Here is a 16181-nt window from a genome sequence, read left to right as displayed (position 1 = left end):
GGGGCGGGCCCCGGACGGCTTTTGGCGCGCTACTCGGCCATGACGGACATGGGGCGGGTGCCCTCGTTCAGCCATGCCTCCATCGGGGTCATGGGATCGACCGAGGCGGCGTTGAGGCCGTCCTGTCCGGGCAGGATGCCGCAGTGGTCGAGGCCGGGGATCATGAAGAGCGCGACGTTCTCCTCGAGCGCCGCCTCGCCGCCGGCTTCCTCGGCGGCCTGCTCGTACCACTCGACAGTCTTGTAGGGCGTGACGATGGAATCCGCCCAGCCGTGCCAGACGATCATCTTGCCGCCCGCCTCGCGGAAGGCCGAGAGGTCGGGGCTGTCGCCGTTGTAGACCTGCGCCATGGTCTCGAGCCGCGCGGGGTCGGTCTCGAAGTCGAAGTCCTGCGGCGACCACTCGGGGCCCGGGTCGGTGGGGAAGGCCATGTAGCGGCCGAAGTCGGTGACGAAGGCCGGGACGAGCTTGCCCGCGCCGTCCGGGTTGCCGGTGAGCCAGAGCCACCAGAAGCGCTCGGACCCCTCGGGGATGCCGCCGGGGTAGAGCTGCGCGCCGGAGGAGTCGCGCGGGCCCTGGCGCCATTTCTCGAGCGTGTCCATCTCGGCGGTCGAGAGGCAGGCCTCGCCGTCCTCGCCGTTGCAGGCCAGCGCGGAGAGGTCGATGTCGCAGGCGCGGGGATCGGCGATGAGGCCGTCCTCGGTGCCGTCGGTGGCATCGCATTGCGACATGACCGCCTCGCCGATGAGGTCCGCTTCGCCGGGGCCGAGGATCTGGTTGCCCTCGGCGTCGGTGTTGGCCTGCACGAGCCAGGCCATCTTGGTTCCCACGAGGCCGGTGTAGTCCATCGCGGGGGCGCCGGAGATGATGCCGTCGAACATCTCGGGGTAGCGCTGCGCGGCGACATGGGCCATGCGGCCGCCGGTGGAGCAGCCCTGGAAGATGGCCTGCTCGGCGGCGGCACCGTCGTAGAAGGCCGAGACGAGGGCCTGGCCGACGCGGTTGGTCTCGCCGATGGAGCGCCATCCCCAGTCGCGTTCGGCGCCGGGGTTCGACATGGCCCAGGAGGCATCGGTGACCGAAAGGCCGAGGTGGCCGCTGTCGGAGGTCGCCGTCGCGTAGCCGCGTTCGAGGCCGGGGCGCATGGCGTTGACCCAGCCGCCGCTGGCGTCGGCGCGGCCGAGGATGCCGCAGTAGCCGCCGCAGCCGGCCTGGTAGAACTTGCCGTTCCAGCCCTCCATCGGCAGGCGCACCTCGATCGAGATCGCCGGGCGGGCGGTGGCGCGGACCTCGCAGTAGGCGGGCAGCGTGTCGCCGGCCGGCACCACGCGGGCCGAGGTGACGGCGGCGCCGTCGACCACGGCATCGCGCAGGGCGGTGCACCGGTCGTCGGACTGCTGCGCGAAGGCCGGAACGGCAGCGGCCACGGCGAGTGCCGTGGCCGGGGCGAGATATTTCATGGTTGGTCCTCCCTGGGTTGTCCTCCAGGGTCAGGATCGGGGCAATCGGCGCACCGGGCAAGCGATGCTTGCGCGCGGACGCGACGTCACCCGGCGCCGGTCAGGCGCGGCCGTAGGCCTCGGCGATGGCGATCTGCAGCGCCTCCTCGGCGGTCTTGCCGGCCCATGCCACGAGCTGGAACGCCGGGTAGTAGCGTTCCGACGAGAGCACGGCGGCCGAGATCATGGTGTCGATCTGCTCGGGGCTGGCGCTCTGTCCGCCCGAGAGGACGAGGCCGTAGCGGTAGACCATGAGCTTCGGCTCGGCCCAGTAGCTGAAGGAGCCCGCCCAGCACCGGTCGTTGACGGCGTTGAGCCCGGCGTATAGCTCGCTCATCGCGTCCTCGGGGGGCTCCATCTCGAAGGAGCAGATGAGGCGCAGCGTCTCGTCGTAGGGCGACCATGCGAGGGTGATCGAGTAGGTGCGCCACTGGCCTTCGACCGCCATTGCGATCTGGTCCTCGGCGACGCGGTCGAAGTCCCACTCGTGGTGTTCGGCCAGCGTCTCGACGATGTCGATGGGGTGAATCTCGTCGCTCAGGAACTCTTCTGTCAGGGCCATGCGCCACCTCTTTATGGTTGTAGCGATCAGGGCTGGGCAGAGCCCCAACGGCTAGGTGCCTGCTCTAGGAGATGGGAAGGTTAGCCCCTCTCCTTACCACATATCGTGCCTGTGGCTGCTGCACCCTGTAAAGCGAAATGTTTGCGACAACCGCAATAAGTTGTGGACTCCTTTGCGACTTGTCCAAGATCGGGGCTGTGGATTTGTGGATGATTCGCGCGGGCCGCTCAGGACGGGTTTCCGGCGAGCGCCTGGGCGGTCAGGACGACGGCCTGCTCGAAGATCTGCCGGGCCTGCGAGGGCGCCTCCTGCGGGCGGGCCATGAGGCCGACGGGCCCGGCCGTCGCCGCCATGTCGAGCGGCAGGCGGACCAGCCGCCCCTCGGCGAGGTCGCGGGCGACGACGCCCTCGGAGATGATCCAGACGCTGTCGGTCGCCGCCGTGTGGTTGCGGCCGAAGGCGCCCGAGACGCTTTCGACGCGGTCGCCCAGCGGCCCCGCCCCCTGCGCGATGAGCCAGCGGTCGACCAGAGGCCGGATCGCGGCGCGGGGCGGCGGGTAGATCACCGGCCAGTCCGCGAGGGCCTCGACCGTGACGCGGCGCCCGGCCAGCGGATGGCCGGGGCGGACGACGCAGACCACGTGTTCCATGTAGAGCTGGGTGAAGCTGACGCCCTGCATGGTCTCGGGCGCGCCCTGCCGGCCGATCACGAGGTCGAGCGCGCCCTCGCGCAGCTCGGCCACGAGCTGGGCGTGCGGGCCGTCGCGCAGGGTGACCATGACATCGGGCGCCATCTCGCGCAGGCGCGTGACGGCGCCCGGCATGAGATGCGCCGCGACCGAGGGCAGCGTGCCCACGCGCAGCGGCATGGCCCCGGTGCCGCGCAGGGCGCCCACGCCCTCGACCCCGCGGCGCAGGGCGGCGAGGCTCATGCCCGCGTACTCGAGAAAGACGCGCCCCTCGGGGGTGACGCGCGCCCCGCCCCGGTCGCGGTCCAGAAGCCGCGCGCCGAGGATGCCCTCGAGCTCCTTCAGCGTCTTGGAGAGCGCCGGCTGCGTCAGGTGCAGCTCGGCGCAGGCGGCCTTGAGCGAGCCCATGCGCGCGATGGTGGTGAAGGCCTCGAGATGGCGCAGCTTGATGCGTCGGTCCAGCATTGCATTACCATATGGACAAGAAAGACGGATGATAAGTCATTTTACATGCGCATTCGGTTGATCGATGATGCGACCTGACAAGGGAGGCGTCATGACAGACAGATATGCAGACGGCATGACCGTGCGCCGGGCCGTGCTGGGCGATGCCCACGTGGACCGCGCCGAGGCGGCCAAGACGGACTACGACGTGCCGTTCCAGACGCTCATCACGGAAAGCGCCTGGGGGAACGTCTGGGCCTCGGACGCGATCCCGCGCCGGGAACGGTCGATGCTGACGCTGGCGCTGCTGGCGGGGACGGGCAACTTCGAGGAGATCCCCATGCACGTCCGCGCGGCGACGCGGACCGGGGCCTCGCGCAGCGACATCATGGAGGCCTTTCAGCACGTCGCGGTCTATGCCGGGGTGCCGAAGGCGAACCACGCCATCAAGCTGGCCAAGCAGGTCTGGGCCGAGCTGGACGCATCGGAGGCGCAGGCATGACCGGGGCACTGAAGGGACACGGGGCCGGCGCGCCGGCCGAGTACTACCAGCGCGACCGCGATCTGCAGCCCCCGGCGCATACGCCGATCTACAAGACGAGCGTGATGCGCAGCCCGCGCTGTTCGCTCATCTCGCTGGACCAGGGGCCGGGCGAGATCACCGGGCCGACCTTCGGCCACGGCGACCTGCAGCCGGGCGACAACGACCTCATCACCAACTACGCGCAGGACGGGCTGCCCATCGGGCCGCGCATGATCCTGCACGGGCGGGTGCTGGACGAGAACGCGCGGCCGGTGCCGAACACGCTGGTCGAGATCTGGCAGGCCAACGCGGGCGGGCGGTATCGCCACAAGAAGGACACCTACCTCGCGCCGATCGACCCCAACTTCGGCGGCTGCGGGCGGACGCTGACGGACGAGAACGGCTATTACGTCTTCCGCACGATCAAGCCGGGCGCCTATCCCTGGCGGAACTACGTGAACTCGTGGCGGCCGGCGCATATCCACGTCTCGGTCTTCGGGCACTCGTTCTCGCAGCGGCTGATCACGCAGCTCTACTTCGAGGGCGATCCGCTGATCGCGACCTGCCCCATCGTGAACACGATCCCCGACCAGGCCGCCATCGGGCAGCTGATCGCGAAGATGGACATGAACGCCACCGTGCCGATGGACGCGATGGCGTGGAAATTCGACATCGTGCTGCGCGGGCGCCGCTCGACGCTGTTCGAGAACCGGCCCGAGGGCAACTGAGGAGGAGAGCATGGTGCAGAAACTGGAGTACCTGCGCGAGAGCGCCTCGCAGACGGCGGGGCCCTACGTGCACATCGGGCTGGCGCCGGGCGCCGCGGGCTTCGACATCTACGAGCGCGAGCTGGGCTGGGACATCGCCGGGCCGAACGCCGCGGGCGAGCGGATCACCGTGACGGGCACGGTGATCGACGGCATGGGCGCGCCGGTCAAGGACGTGCTGCTGGAGGCCTGGCAGGCCAACGCGGCGGGCGTCTATGCCCACCCCGAGCACCCCGGCGAGGTCGAGGCGGGCTTTCGCGGCTGGGGCCGCGTCATCACCGACTTCGAGAGCGGCGAGTGGCGCTTCGAGACCGTGAAGCCGGGCGCCGTGACCGGTGCCGACGGCCGCGTGCACGCGCCGCACATCAACCTGTGGATCGTGGCGCGGGGCATCAACATCGGGCTGAACACGCGGCTCTACTTCGCCGACGAGGCCGAGGCCAATGCCGCCGACCCGGTGCTGACCGGCATCGAGTGGGAGGACCGCCGCGCCACACTGGTCGCCGCGCGCGACGAGCGCGCGGAGGGGCAGGCCTACCGCTTCGACATCCGCCTCCAGGGCGCGGGTGAAACCGTCTTCTTCGACATCTGAGGGGCCTCATGAGCAAACCCTGCATCATCTGCATCGCCATCACCGGCTCGCTGCCGCGCAAGGCCGACAACCCGGCGGTGCCGATCACCGTCGAGGAACAGGTCGAGAGCGCGCAGGCCGCCTTCGAGGCCGGCGCCACCATCTGCCATGCCCACGTGCGCAACGACGACGAGACGCCGAGCGCGGACCCCGAGAGGTTCGGGCGCCTCGTCGAGGGGCTGCGCAAGCACTGCCCCGGCATGATCGTGCAGCTCTCGACCGGCGGCCGGTCGGGGGCGGGCAGGACGCGCGGCGGCATGCTGCCGCTGCGGCCGGACATGGCCTCGCTCTCGGTGGGATCGAACAACTTCCCCACGCGGGTCTACGAGAATCCGCCGGATCTCGTGGACTGGCTGGCCTCGGAGATGAAGACCTACGGGATAAAGCCCGAGATCGAGGCCTTCGACCTGAGCCACATCTTCAAGGCCGCCGAGATGAACGCCGACGGGCGGATCCCCGGCAAGCTCTATGTCCAGTTCGTGATGGGCGTGAAGAACGCCATGCCCTGCGACCGCGAGGTCTTCGACTACTACCGCAAGACGGTGGCGCGGCTGGCGCCGGACGCCGAATGGTGCGCGGCCGGGATCGGGCGGCACCAGATCGAGGTGAACGAGTGGTGCATCGCCGCGGGCGGGCACACGCGCACCGGGCTGGAGGACAACATCCGGCTGGACCGCGACACGCTGGCGCCCTCGAACGCGGCGCTGGTCGAGCGGGCGGTGGCGCTTTGCGAGAAATACGAGCGCCCGGTGGCGAGTGCCGCGCAGGCGCGCGAGATCCTGGGGCTGCGCGCGGCCTGAGACGAGGGGGGGTAGCGGGTCTCTGCCCCGTCCGCGGCCTGCGCCGCGGACGCCCCGGGATAGTTCGGGCCGGAAGACGCCTGCGGGGCGGCGTGTGCCGGTCCGGGGGTGTGCTGTCGCTTCGGCGCTGGACGGGTTGGGGCTCTGCCCCGCCCCGGCCCTTCGGCCGGGACTCCCCGGGATATTTGAGGCCAGAAGATGCTTGCGGGGCTGCGCGCCGGTTCGGGCTGCGTGGTGGTCCCTGTCCCGGGGCGCTGTCTCATCCCGGGCCGAGACGGGGCGCCCCGGGTCTTCGGGGGCGGAAGATGCCTGCGGGGTGCGGGGCGCTGCGCCGGGACGGCTCGCCGGGGCGCGTGCTCAGGAGACGAAGTCCTGGCCGTAGCAGGCGGAGAGGACGGCGGGGGCGGCGAGTTCGGAGACGACCTCGAAGTGCTGCTCCATGAGGACCTCGCCCTCCTGCAGGAGCGTGAAGCTCCAGGGGCCGGGCTGCATCTCGAAGGGGTGCTCGAAGCTGAAGAGGTTGAGGCTGGGGCCGGTCTCGTCCGGGGTGGCGGTCCAGCTTTCGCGCTCGATGCCCTCGGGGCCCATCGGCGGGTGGCGGACGACCACCTGCACCTGTTGCGAACCGCTGCCCGGGGCCAGCATGAATTTCACGCCGAAGCTGATGCCGAGTTTTGCCGGCACCACGCGGGTGGTGATGTCCATGTCCTGCGACTGGCGGATCAGGTTGATGTGGCCGGCGAGCGTGTCGGGCGCCTCGCGCGCGCCCTCGGGGGTGGTCTGGCAGATGATGCCGTGGTCGACCAGCACGACGGGGTCGCGGGTGAAGGAGCGCGGCGGCTCGGCCAGCGCGGGCAAACCGGCGAGGAGGATCGGCAGGAGGAGGGCGGCGGCGCGGCGGATCATGCGGGGTCTCCCTGCGGGCGGTGTCTGAGGGCCTGTTGTCCCCGGGATAGGGGCGATGCGGCCGCGGGGGAAATCACGACTGGCTCATACGCGGGGATTCGCGCGGGGGCGGCGTTGCCGAAGAGCGGGCGGCCCTCGCCCATGCGCGCGAGGATGCCCCAGGCTGCGAGGGCGAGCAGCAGGACGAGCGGCGCCGCGCCGAGCACGAGCCAGAGCGCGAGGCGGCGGGTGTCGCGGGCCAGGTCCGGGTCGGTGCCCGCCGCCGCGCGTCGGATGAGGCGCGAGACACTGCGCGCCACGCCGAGGAGGGCCGTGCCGATGAGCAGGAAGCCCGCCGCGACGCCGAGGGTGAGGATCTGGAAAGTCGTGCCCTGCGGCGCGCGGCCGGGCAGCAGGAGGCCCGCGGCGGTGGCCACGGCGGCGAGCAGCGCCAGCAGGGCGCCCAGGATGTAGAGGGACCGGAAGACAGGCAGCATGCGGCGCATCCGCTGTCGTTGGAGCGAACCCGGACCGTGGGGTCCGGGCGGTGCACCGGCCGTTTCCGGCCGGCGCCGTGACGCGGGCTCAGCCGATGGCGGCGGCCTTCACGTCGTCGTCGATGTAGGGCACGTACTGCTCGAAGTTGTCCGCGAACATCTTGACCAGTTTCTGCGCCTGCTCGTCGTAGGCGGCCTTGTCCGACCAGGTGCGGCGCGGATCGAGCAGCAGCTCGGGCACGCCCTCGACCTCGACCGGGACCTCGAAGCCGAAGTTCGGGTCCTTGCGGAAGCGGGCGCTGGCCAGCGAGCCGCCGAGGGCCGAGTGCAGCAGCGCGCGGGTCGCCTTGATCGGCATGCGGTGGCCGGTGCCGTAGGCGCCGCCGGTCCAGCCGGTGTTGACCAGCCAGCAGGTCGCGCCGTGCTTGGCGATCTTGTCGCGCAGCAGGTTGCCGTACATCTCGGGGCGCAGCGGCATGAAGGGCGCGCCGAAGCAGGTCGAGAAGGTGGGCTCGGGCTCGGTGATGCCGCGCTCGGTGCCGGCGACCTTGGAGGTGAAGCCAGAGAGGAAGTGGTACATCGCCTGCGCCGGGGTCAGCCGCGCGATCGGCGGCAGCACGCCGAAGGCGTCGCAGGTGAGCATGATGATGTTCTTCGGGTGCCCGCCCAGCGCCGTGTCGGAGGCGTTCGAGATGTAGTCGAGCGGGTAGGCGCAGCGCATGTTCGCGGTGAGCGAATCATCGTCGAAGTCCAGCTCGAAGGTCTCGGCGTCGTAGACCATGTTCTCGATCACGGTGCCGAACTTGGAGGTCGTGGCGTAGATCTCGGGCTCGGCCTTGGGCGAGAGGTTGATCGTCTTGGCGTAGCAGCCGCCCTCGAAGTTGAAGGTGCCGCGGTCGGACCAGCCGTGTTCGTCGTCGCCGATCAGCACGCGCTCGGGGTCGGCCGAGAGCGTCGTCTTGCCGGTGCCGGAGAGGCCGAAGAACACGGCGGTGTCGACGGGGTTGTTCGGCGCGTGGTTGGCCGAGCAGTGCATCGCCATGATGCCCTTGAGCGGCAGCAGGTAGTTGAGCAGCGTGAAGACCGACTTCTTGTTCTCGCCCGCGTACTCGGTGCCGCCGATGAGGATGGTCTTGCGGTCGAAGTTGAGCGCGATGACCGTCTCGGAGCGGCAGCCGTGCTTGGCCGGGTCGGCCTGGAAGCTGGGGCAGTTGATGACCGTGAAGTCGGCGATGAAATCGTCGAGTTCGTCACGCTCGGGGCGGCGCAGCATGTGGCGGATGAACAGGCCGTGCCAGGCCAGCTCGGTCACCATGCGGACCTTGATGGAATGCGCCGGGTCGGCGCCGCCGGTGAGGTCCTGCACGAAGTACTCGCGCCCCTTCATGTGCTCGACCATGTCGTCGTAGAGGGCGTCGAAGCCCTCGGGCGTCATGGGGGCGTTGTTCTCCCACCAGATCTTGTCCTCGACCGAGGGGGTGCGCACGACGTGCTTGTCCTTGGGCGAGCGTCCGGTGAACTTGCCGGTGGTGACGTAGAAGGCGCCGCCCTTGCCCAGCGTTCCCTCGTCGCGCTTGAGCGCCGCCTCGATCAGCGCCGGCTCCGTCAGGTTGTAATAGACATTCTCCAGCCCGACGATCCCCTGATCTTCAAGCCGGAATTGCGGGTTCACCCGTCCAGATGTCATCTGCCAAGCTCCTGTAGCCGCGGCGCCCGCGGCGGTCTTCATCAACAGCGGGCAGATGCCCGCTCGCCGGTCGCGCTTGCGTCCGGTGGCAATTGCTTAACACGGGGTCGCAAGGCTGGAACAGGACCGTGAGCCGCAGTTAGCGCAACCAAATCGAGTTTAGCGTTAGCACCCGTTTCGGCCTGCCATGTGGCGATCATGTCACTGATGCATTTTAGCCATTCATTACCATGATTCGGGTCCTATGCCCCCCGGTCGACCAAGCGATTCGCAGATATCATTTGTTACAATGAGCGGAATCCCGCATAGTGGCCGAAAAAAGGCGCTGTGAGCAGTTAAAGGAAACAGTCCATGTCCAAGATCGCCCTCGTGGATGATGACAGGAACATCCTGACATCCGTGTCCATGACTCTCGAGGCCGAGGGCTTCGAGGTCGAAACCTACAACGACGGACAGGCCGCGCTGGACGCCTTTGCCAAGCGGATGCCCGACATGGCCGTCTTCGACATCAAGATGCCGCGAATGGACGGCATGGACCTGCTGCAGCGCGTGCGGCAGAAATCCCGCATGCCCGTGATCTTCCTCACGTCCAAGGACGACGAGATCGACGAGGTCCTGGGCCTGCGCATGGGCGCCGACGACTACGTCAAGAAGCCCTTCAGCCAGCGCCTGCTGGTCGAACGCATCCGCGCGCTGCTGCGCCGGCAGGAAGCGGTGGCCGGCGAGGTGGTCGGCGACACCGAGGACACCAAGCTGATGACGCGCGGCAGCCTGACCATGGACCCGCTGCGCCACTCGGTGAGCTGGCGGGGCGCGGACGTGTCGCTGACCGTGACCGAGTTCCTGCTGCTGCAGGCGCTGGCGCAGCGTCCGGGCTTCGTGAAGTCGCGCGACCAGCTGATGGACGTGGCCTACGACGACCAGGTCTACGTCGACGACCGCACCATCGACAGCCACATCAAGCGCCTGCGCAAGAAGATGCGGCAGGTCGATTCGGATTTCTCGGCCATCGAAACGCTCTACGGCATCGGGTACCGTTACAACGAAGAGTGACGCATGGCCCTGGCCGAAAGGATCCCGATGCGCGACGATCCGGCGGGTGAACGGCAGGACGCGGACGTCGTCCTCGGCGACGACTGGATCGCGCCCGACAGCACGGTCGAGAAGGAGCTGCGCGACAGCCGCGCGCGGCGCCGGCTGTTCTCGCTCAACCGGTCTCCGCTGACGCGCAAGATCATCACCTTCAACCTCATCGCGCTGAACGTGCTGGTGGCCGGGATCCTGTGGCTGGGCTCGTCGCGCGACGTGCTGGTGCTGCAGCGCGCCAACGCCATGGGCGCCGAGGTCGAGCTGATCGCCGACGTCTTCGAGACGCGGCTGCCCGCGGGGGTGCCGGTGAACCTGGCCTCCGCCGATGGCGTCGACGTGCCCGCGACGATCGCCGAGCTCGACCTGCGCGAGGGCGCGCGACTCATGGTCTTCGACGCGGCCAACTTCCTGGTGGGCGATGCCGACGGGCAACTGGCGCCGCTGCGCCCGATCGAGGCGCCGGAGCACGGCGGGACGATGATCTCGGACTTCCTCGACCGGATCTGGCAGGGCATCTCCGGGGTCTTTTCCTATTTCGAGGACGCGCCGGAGCTGACGCTCGAGGACCGGCTGCGCCGGGCGATCGAAACGTCCGACCCCACGGTGACGCGGGTGGAGTCCGATTCGGACAGCCGGGGCGACACGATCTTCACCGCGCTCTCGCCGATCCGGCAGGGCGCCTCGGTGGTGGGCACGGTGGCGCTGGTCTCGCGCGCGGCCGAGATCGATGCGGCCGTGAGCCGCGAGCGCGAGCGCGTGCTGCAGATGTTCGTGATCGCGACGCTTGTCTCGATCGGGCTGAGCCTGGTGCTGGCCTCGACCATCGCGAACCCGATCTCGGACCTGGCCGCGGCGGCCGAGATCGGCCGCGAGCGCAACGCTCGCAAGGGCGCCAACCGGCGCATCCGCATCCCCGACCTGACCGCGCGGCCCGACGAGATCGGCCGCCTGTCGGGCGCGCTGCGCGGCATGGTGGCGGCGCTCTACGACCGGATCGACAGCAACGAACAGTTCGCCGCCGACGTCGCGCACGAGATCAAGAACCCGCTGGCGAGCCTGCGCTCGGCCATCGGCAGCCTGCGCATCGTCAAGAAGGACGAGCACCGCGACAAGCTGCTCAACGTGATCGAGCACGACGTGCGCCGGCTGGACCGGCTGGTGAGCGACATCTCGAACGCCTCGCGGCTGGACAGCGAGCTGGTCAAGGAGGAGCAGCACGAGTTCGACCTGCTCGAGATGATCGGCAACCTCTCGCAGTTCCTGGGCGAGGATGCGCGCAAGCAGGGCATCGAGTTCATCACCGACCTGCCCGGGCAGCCGATCAGGATCCACGGGCTGGAGGCGCGGCTGGCGCAGGTCTTCGTCAACCTCATCACCAACGCCATCTCGTTCTGCGAGGACGGCGACGCGATCCGCGTCTGGGCCCGCAAGCGCGAGAACCGCGTGCTGGTGGTGGTCGAGGACACCGGCCCCGGCATCCCGGAAGAGGCGCTGCAGAAGATCTTCAAGCGATTCTACTCGCAGCGGCCGGAAACCGACTTCGGCAACAACTCCGGCCTCGGGCTGGCGATCTCGAAGCAGATCGTCGAGGCGCACGGCGGCGTCATCTGGGCCGAGAACATCCGCCCGACCGAGGCCGACGTGACCTCGGAGCCGCTGGGCGCGCGATTCGTCGTCGGCCTGCCGATCTGAGCCATGCCCGACCCCGACCCCCCGACCCTGCACGCCACCGCGGTGGCGGTGGACGGCCGCGGGCTGCTGATCCGCGGCGCCTCGGGGAGCGGAAAGTCGGGGCTGGCGCTGGAGATGATGGCGCGCGGCGCGCAGCTTGTCTCGGATGACCGCGTGATCCTGCGCGCCGCGGGCGATGCGCTCTGGTTAACCGCGCCGAAACCTCTGCGCGGCATGATCGAGGCCCGCGGGATCGGGCTGCTGGGCGCCGACTGCACCGACAGGGCGCGCCTCTGCGCCGTGCTCGACCTCGACCGGGAGGAGGAGGCACGATTGCCGCAGCGCCGCGAGATCATGCTGCAGGGGCACAGAATCCCCTTGCTTCACAAATCCGCGCATCCCTATTTTGCCGCATCGCTCGTGCAATATCTAAAGGGTGGCCGAAGAGAGTAGCCACATGAAAGACCAGCCTTCGGGCAATCAGCGCGTGATCCTCGTAACCGGGCCTTCGGGTGCGGGGCGGTCGACTGCGATCAACGCGCTCGAGGACCTCGGGTACGAAGCGATCGACAACATTCCGCTGCACCTGATCCCCCGCCTGCTCGAGGCCGAGAGCGTGCCGCGCCCGCTGGCGCTGGGGGTGGACATCCGCAACCGCGACTTCTCGGTCGGGGCGCTGCTGGACCTGCAGCGCGAGATGACCGCGCATCCCGGCATCGCGGCGCAGCTGCTCTATCTCGACTGCGCGCCGGCCGTGCTGGCGCGGCGGTTCTCGGAGACGCGCCGCCGGCACCCCATGGCCCCCGACGACAGCTATTCCGAGGGCATCGCCATGGAGCTCGAGCTGCTGGAGGAGGCGCGCACCGCCGCCGACATCCTGCTCGACACCAGCGAGCTGAGCCCGCACGACCTGCGCGCGCAGATCGAGGGCTGGTTCGGCGACGCCACCGGGCAGCAGCTGGCGGTTTCGCTGCACTCCTTCTCGTACAAGCGCGGGCTGCCGCTGGGCGTGGACATGGTCTTCGACTGCCGCTTCCTCGACAATCCGCACTGGGAGCCCTCGCTGCGCGGGCTGACCGGGCTGGACGCGCCGGTGGCCGAGTATGTCGCCGCCGACGCGCGCTTCGCGCCCTTCGTCGAGAAGCTGACCGACCTCGCGCTTTTCGTGCTGCCCGCCTGCGTCGCGGAGGGCAAGGCGCACCTGTCGTTCGGACTGGGGTGTACCGGGGGGCAACACCGCTCGGTTGCCGTGGCGGAAACCCTTGCCCGTGCCCTTGCGGATCACGGCTGGCAGGTATCAATTCGCCACCGGGAGCTCGAACGTCGCGGACTGGCCGCGCGCGAGCGTGGCGGGACAGGCGAAGGAGCGCAGGCTTGATCGGCATCGTGATCGTGGCACATGGGGGGCTGGCGCGGGAATACCTCTCGGCGGTCGAGCATGTCGTCGGCCGCCAGCCCGGCATCACCGCGATCTCGATCGAGGCGAACCACGACCGCGGCGGCAAGCAGGCCGAAATCTGCGAGGCGGCGGATGCCGTGGACACCGGCGACGGCGTGGTGCTGGTGACCGACCTGTTCGGCGGCTCGCCCTCGAACCTGAGCCTGCTGGCCTGCCAGCCCGAGAACCGCCGCATCCTCTACGGCATGAACCTGCCCATGCTGATCAAACTGGCGAAAAGTCGCAAGAAATCCGTGCCCGAAGCGGTGCGCAGTGCGCTGGAAGCCGGGCGGAAATACATTGACAGTCAGAACGTGAGGCCCGATCCCGTCTGAGGCCCGACCACTGCCTGCCCGGAAAGATTCCCGAGATGTCCGACACCATCCGCCGCGTTCTGGAGATCAGGAACGAAAAGGGCCTGCACGCCCGCGCCTCCGCCCGGCTGGTGGAGGTGGTCGAGGGGTTCGACGCCAGCGCCGAGGTCACCAAGGACGGGCACAGCGCCGCCGGTGACAGCATCATGGGGCTTTTGATGTTGGCAGCGCCCAAAGGAAGCTCTATTGAGGTCGAAACCTCCGGGCCCGATGCCGAGGCCCTGGCCGACGCGCTGGAAGCGCTGGTTGCCAACCGCTTCGGGGAGGACAATTGAGTCCCCGACGCGGGGTGGGAACACGGAAGTCGAGTGGCCGCATGGTGGAGAGCTATCAGGCGACAGCCGGACAGGGTGGCGTGAGCCTCCGCGAGCCCGCCCCATACGACAAGCGCAAGCTGTCCTACGCCAACACCTTCACCAACCCGTGGAAGGCCAACACCATCCGCGCGATGGAGTGGGCGACCGGGAAGATCCCGCTGATCCGCATGGTGCGCCGCTTCGAGCGCATGGGCCCGGCCGAGGGGCAGGCCTTCTGGAAGCAGGCGCTGGGTCTGATGCGCATCGACCTGCAGACGCCCGCGGAGCAGATCGCCCGCATCCCGCGCGAGGGGCCGGCCATCGTCGTGGCCAACCATCCGCATGGGCTGGTCGACGGGATGATCCTGGCCGAGCTGATCGGCCGCGTGCGCACCGACTACAAGATCTTGACCCGCTCGCTGCTGACCGGCGTGAAGGAGATCGAGGACTTCATGATCCCGGTCCCCTTCCCGCACGAGGAGACCGCGCGGGAGCAGAGCCTCGAGATGCGCTCGCGGGCGATGGACCACCTCAAGAAGGGCGGCGTGATCGCGCTGTTCCCGTCGGGGGTGGTGGCGGCCTCGCAGTCGCTCTTCGGGCCGGCGGTCGAGGCGGTGTGGAATCCCTTCACGGCGAAGATGGTGCAGCGTTCGGGCGCGACGGTGGTGCCGATCTACTTCCCGGGGCAGAACTCGCGCGCCTACCAGATCGCCAACCTCGTCTCGCCGACGGTGCGGCAGGGGCTGCTGATCCACGAGGTCATCCATGCCTGCGGACGGCCGCAGGCGCCGGTGGTGGGCGAGCCGATCTCGCCCGAGGCGGTGAAGGCCTGGACCGGCAAGCAGCGCGAGTTCGTGGCCTGGCTGCGCGAGGTCACGCTGGGCCTGCGCGGCACCTGAAGCGCGCGCTGTCGCGCATCGACTGCGTTTTCCCTGTATACTTTGACACGCGAAAGCGCTAAGGCAGCGCTTTCCGCCACCCTCCGAGCCCGGAGCGCGGCGCTTGCTACACGCTGAACGGTTTCCCGATGATCCAGACTCTCGCAGACGCGCTCGCCGAGCGCGGTTATGACACGCTGACCCCCGTGCAGGAGGCGGTCACGAACCCCGACCTGCGCGATGCCGACCTGCTGGTCTCGGCCCAGACCGGGTCGGGCAAGACCGTGGGCTTCGGCCTGGCGATCGGGCCGACGATCCTGGAGGAGGACGGCACGCTGGCGCCCGCCGCGGCGCCGCTGGCGCTGATCGTGGCGCCCACGCGCGAGCTGGCCTTCCAGGTGACGCGCGAGCTGGAGTGGCTCTATGCCAAGGCCGGCGCGCGGGTGGCCTCCTGCGTGGGCGGCATGGACATGCGCGACGAGCGCCGCGCGCTGGAGCGCGGGGCGCATGTCGTCGTGGGCACGCCGGGCCGCCTGCGCGACCACATCGAGCGCGGCTCGCTGGACATGAGCGGCCTGCGCGCCGTGGTGCTGGACGAGGCGGACGAGATGCTCGACCTCGGCTTCCGCGAGGAGCTGGAGTTCATGCTGGGCCAGGCGCCCGAGGACCGGCGCACGCTGATGTTCTCGGCCACGGTGCCGCCGATGATCGTGACGCTGGCGAGCCATTACCAGCGCGACGCGGTGCGGGTGACGACGCTGTCGGACAAGAGCCAGCACGCCGACATCGCCTACCAGGCGCTGCGGGTGGCGCAGGCCGATGCCGAGAACGCCATCATCAACGTGCTGCGCTACCACGAGGCGCAGACCGCCATCGTCTTCGCCAACACGCGGGCGGCGGTGAACCGGCTGATGGCGCGGCTGGCCAACCGGGGGTTCTCGGTCGTGTGCCTCTCGGGCGAGCTGAGCCAGACCGAGCGCACCCACGCGCTGCAGGCGCTGCGCGACGGGCGGGCGCGGGTCTGCGTGGCGACGGACGTGGCCGCGCGGGGGATCGACCTGCCGAACCTCGAGCTGGTGGTGCATGCCGACCTGCCGTCGAGCTCCGAAAGCCTGCTGCACCGCTCGGGCCGCACCGGGCGCGCCGGGCGCAAGGGGATCTCGGCGCTGATCGTGCCGCCCAAGGCCACGAAGAAGGCCGAGCGGCTGCTGAAGAGCGCGCGCATCACCGCCGAGTGGACCACGGCGCCGGGCGCCGAGGAGATCCTGCGCCGCGACGAGGAGCGGCTGCTGGCCGATCCCGACTGGTCGGCCGCGCCGAGCGAGGCCGAGGCGGATTTCGCGCAGCGGCTGCTGGCGGCGCATCCGCCCGAGGCGGTGGCGGCGGCCTTCCTGCGGCTCTACCGCGCGCGGCACTCGGCGCCCGAGCTGCTGTCGGACCCCGAGGCGCGC

Annotated in this window: 18 protein-coding genes; 12 read left to right on the top strand and 6 right to left on the bottom strand. The window is 69.5% G+C overall.

Annotation, left to right across the window (positions count from 1 at the left end; translation table 11 throughout):
* Window positions 1-29: 29 nt before the first annotated feature.
* The 3 genes from SALMUC_RS11735 to pcaQ all read right to left on the bottom strand — a co-directional run bounded on the left by SALMUC_RS11735 (window position 30) and on the right by pcaQ (window position 3215).
* A complete protein-coding gene (locus SALMUC_RS11735; protein WP_020042689.1) occupies window positions 30-1460 on the bottom strand; it encodes a tannase/feruloyl esterase family alpha/beta hydrolase in 1431 nt (476 codons plus the stop codon).
* A 100-nt stretch (window positions 1461-1560) separates the two neighbouring features.
* Window positions 1561-2061 (bottom strand): type III secretion system chaperone family protein, encoded by a 501-nt coding sequence (locus SALMUC_RS11730; protein WP_020042690.1) that lies wholly within the window; start codon window positions 2059-2061, stop codon window positions 1561-1563.
* Between the two features lie 227 nt (window positions 2062-2288).
* Window positions 2289-3215, bottom strand: a complete 927-nt coding sequence (gene pcaQ, locus SALMUC_RS11725) for a pca operon transcription factor PcaQ (protein ID WP_020042691.1) — start codon at window positions 3213-3215, stop codon at window positions 2289-2291.
* A gap of 91 nt (window positions 3216-3306) precedes the next feature.
* Between pcaQ and pcaC the strand changes: the two genes are divergently transcribed.
* The 4 genes from pcaC to SALMUC_RS11705 are packed head-to-tail and all read left to right on the top strand — an operon-like array spanning window position 3307 to window position 5915.
* The gene (pcaC, locus tag SALMUC_RS11720; protein WP_020042692.1) at window positions 3307-3696 is read left to right on the top strand and encodes a 4-carboxymuconolactone decarboxylase; all 390 of its coding nucleotides are present in this window, start codon (window positions 3307-3309) and stop codon (window positions 3694-3696) included.
* The gene (gene pcaH, locus SALMUC_RS11715) at window positions 3693-4445 is read left to right on the top strand and encodes a protocatechuate 3,4-dioxygenase subunit beta (RefSeq protein ID WP_020042693.1); all 753 of its coding nucleotides are present in this window, start codon (window positions 3693-3695) and stop codon (window positions 4443-4445) included. Before pcaC ends, pcaH begins: the two co-directional genes overlap by 4 nt.
* A 10-nt stretch (window positions 4446-4455) precedes the next feature.
* Window positions 4456-5076: a protocatechuate 3,4-dioxygenase subunit alpha gene (pcaG, locus tag SALMUC_RS11710; RefSeq protein WP_020042694.1), complete on the top strand. Its 621-nt coding sequence runs from the start codon at window positions 4456-4458 to the stop codon at window positions 5074-5076.
* Window positions 5077-5084: 8 nt separating this feature from the next.
* Window positions 5085-5915, top strand: a complete 831-nt coding sequence (locus SALMUC_RS11705) for a 3-oxoadipate:acetyl-CoA acetyltransferase (RefSeq protein WP_020042695.1) — start codon at window positions 5085-5087, stop codon at window positions 5913-5915.
* Between the two features lie 357 nt (window positions 5916-6272).
* Here the strand turns inward: SALMUC_RS11705 and SALMUC_RS11700 are convergent, their stop codons facing one another.
* The 3 genes from SALMUC_RS11700 to SALMUC_RS11690 form a co-directional block, all read right to left on the bottom strand.
* Window positions 6273-6821 (bottom strand): DUF3859 domain-containing protein, encoded by a 549-nt coding sequence (locus tag SALMUC_RS11700; RefSeq protein WP_020042696.1) that lies wholly within the window; start codon window positions 6819-6821, stop codon window positions 6273-6275.
* Window positions 6818-7297: a hypothetical protein gene (locus SALMUC_RS11695; protein ID WP_021120280.1), complete on the bottom strand. Its 480-nt coding sequence runs from the start codon at window positions 7295-7297 to the stop codon at window positions 6818-6820. The genes SALMUC_RS11700 and SALMUC_RS11695 overlap by 4 nt, the downstream gene beginning before the upstream one ends.
* Before the next feature lie 88 nt (window positions 7298-7385).
* Window positions 7386-8984 carry a phosphoenolpyruvate carboxykinase gene (locus SALMUC_RS11690; protein ID WP_021120279.1) on the bottom strand — a complete coding sequence of 533 codons (1599 nt, stop codon included), beginning with the start codon at window positions 8982-8984 and terminating at the stop codon, window positions 7386-7388.
* 351 nt (window positions 8985-9335) lie between these two features.
* Between SALMUC_RS11690 and SALMUC_RS11685 the strand changes: the two genes are divergently transcribed.
* The 8 genes from SALMUC_RS11685 to SALMUC_RS11650 all read left to right on the top strand — a co-directional run.
* The gene (locus SALMUC_RS11685) at window positions 9336-10037 is read left to right on the top strand and encodes a response regulator transcription factor (protein ID WP_020042699.1); all 702 of its coding nucleotides are present in this window, start codon (window positions 9336-9338) and stop codon (window positions 10035-10037) included.
* 3 nt (window positions 10038-10040) lie between these two features.
* Window positions 10041-11765, top strand: coding sequence for a sensor histidine kinase (locus SALMUC_RS11680; RefSeq protein WP_020042700.1), 1725 nt, complete (start codon window positions 10041-10043; stop codon window positions 11763-11765).
* Between the two features lie 3 nt (window positions 11766-11768).
* Window positions 11769-12197 (top strand): HPr kinase/phosphorylase, encoded by a 429-nt coding sequence (locus tag SALMUC_RS30445; protein WP_020042701.1) that lies wholly within the window; start codon window positions 11769-11771, stop codon window positions 12195-12197.
* Between the two features lie 4 nt (window positions 12198-12201).
* The gene (rapZ, locus tag SALMUC_RS11670) at window positions 12202-13122 is read left to right on the top strand and encodes an RNase adapter RapZ (RefSeq protein WP_020042702.1); all 921 of its coding nucleotides are present in this window, start codon (window positions 12202-12204) and stop codon (window positions 13120-13122) included.
* Window positions 13119-13517: a PTS sugar transporter subunit IIA gene (locus SALMUC_RS11665; protein WP_020042703.1), complete on the top strand. Its 399-nt coding sequence runs from the start codon at window positions 13119-13121 to the stop codon at window positions 13515-13517. The genes rapZ and SALMUC_RS11665 overlap by 4 nt, the downstream gene beginning before the upstream one ends.
* Window positions 13518-13552: 35 nt before the next feature.
* Window positions 13553-13831, top strand: a complete 279-nt coding sequence (locus tag SALMUC_RS11660; RefSeq protein ID WP_020042704.1) for an HPr family phosphocarrier protein — start codon at window positions 13553-13555, stop codon at window positions 13829-13831.
* Between the two features lie 41 nt (window positions 13832-13872).
* Complete coding sequence (locus tag SALMUC_RS11655) at window positions 13873-14751, top strand: lysophospholipid acyltransferase family protein (RefSeq protein ID WP_020042705.1); 879 nt, start codon at window positions 13873-13875, stop codon at window positions 14749-14751.
* A gap of 128 nt (window positions 14752-14879) precedes the next feature.
* Window positions 14880-16181 (top strand): DEAD/DEAH box helicase (locus SALMUC_RS11650; protein WP_037371742.1); only part of this gene is annotated, 1302 nt, incomplete at its 3' end.

The sequence above is a fragment of the Salipiger mucosus DSM 16094 genome (assembly GCF_000442255.1).
In the GTDB taxonomy this organism is placed as follows: domain Bacteria; phylum Pseudomonadota; class Alphaproteobacteria; order Rhodobacterales; family Rhodobacteraceae; genus Salipiger; species Salipiger mucosus.
This window is presented reverse-complemented; position numbering and strand designations above follow the sequence as displayed.

What these genes read in the sequence shown, in the direction of transcription:
- SALMUC_RS11700 (WP_020042696.1), bottom strand. Translation starts at nt 6,821, where the DNA reads ATGATCCGCCGCGCCGCCGCCCTCCTCCTGCCGATCCTCCTCGCCGGT.
- SALMUC_RS11690 (WP_021120279.1), bottom strand. Translation starts at nt 8,984, where the DNA reads ATGACATCTGGACGGGTGAACCCGCAATTCCGGCTTGAAGATCAGGGG.
- rapZ (WP_020042702.1), top strand. Translation starts at nt 12,202, where the DNA reads ATGAAAGACCAGCCTTCGGGCAATCAGCGCGTGATCCTCGTAACCGGG.
- SALMUC_RS11680 (WP_020042700.1), top strand. Translation starts at nt 10,041, where the DNA reads ATGGCCCTGGCCGAAAGGATCCCGATGCGCGACGATCCGGCGGGTGAA.
- SALMUC_RS11735 (WP_020042689.1), bottom strand. Translation starts at nt 1,460, where the DNA reads ATGAAATATCTCGCCCCGGCCACGGCACTCGCCGTGGCCGCTGCCGTT.
- SALMUC_RS30445 (WP_020042701.1), top strand. Translation starts at nt 11,769, where the DNA reads ATGCCCGACCCCGACCCCCCGACCCTGCACGCCACCGCGGTGGCGGTG.
- SALMUC_RS11655 (WP_020042705.1), top strand. Translation starts at nt 13,873, where the DNA reads ATGGTGGAGAGCTATCAGGCGACAGCCGGACAGGGTGGCGTGAGCCTC.
- SALMUC_RS11705 (WP_020042695.1), top strand. Translation starts at nt 5,085, where the DNA reads ATGAGCAAACCCTGCATCATCTGCATCGCCATCACCGGCTCGCTGCCG.
- SALMUC_RS11660 (WP_020042704.1), top strand. Translation starts at nt 13,553, where the DNA reads ATGTCCGACACCATCCGCCGCGTTCTGGAGATCAGGAACGAAAAGGGC.
- pcaQ (WP_020042691.1), bottom strand. Translation starts at nt 3,215, where the DNA reads ATGCTGGACCGACGCATCAAGCTGCGCCATCTCGAGGCCTTCACCACC.
- SALMUC_RS11730 (WP_020042690.1), bottom strand. Translation starts at nt 2,061, where the DNA reads ATGGCCCTGACAGAAGAGTTCCTGAGCGACGAGATTCACCCCATCGAC.
- pcaG (WP_020042694.1), top strand. Translation starts at nt 4,456, where the DNA reads ATGGTGCAGAAACTGGAGTACCTGCGCGAGAGCGCCTCGCAGACGGCG.
- SALMUC_RS11685 (WP_020042699.1), top strand. Translation starts at nt 9,336, where the DNA reads ATGTCCAAGATCGCCCTCGTGGATGATGACAGGAACATCCTGACATCC.
- pcaH (WP_020042693.1), top strand. Translation starts at nt 3,693, where the DNA reads ATGACCGGGGCACTGAAGGGACACGGGGCCGGCGCGCCGGCCGAGTAC.
- SALMUC_RS11695 (WP_021120280.1), bottom strand. Translation starts at nt 7,297, where the DNA reads ATGCTGCCTGTCTTCCGGTCCCTCTACATCCTGGGCGCCCTGCTGGCG.
- pcaC (WP_020042692.1), top strand. Translation starts at nt 3,307, where the DNA reads ATGACAGACAGATATGCAGACGGCATGACCGTGCGCCGGGCCGTGCTG.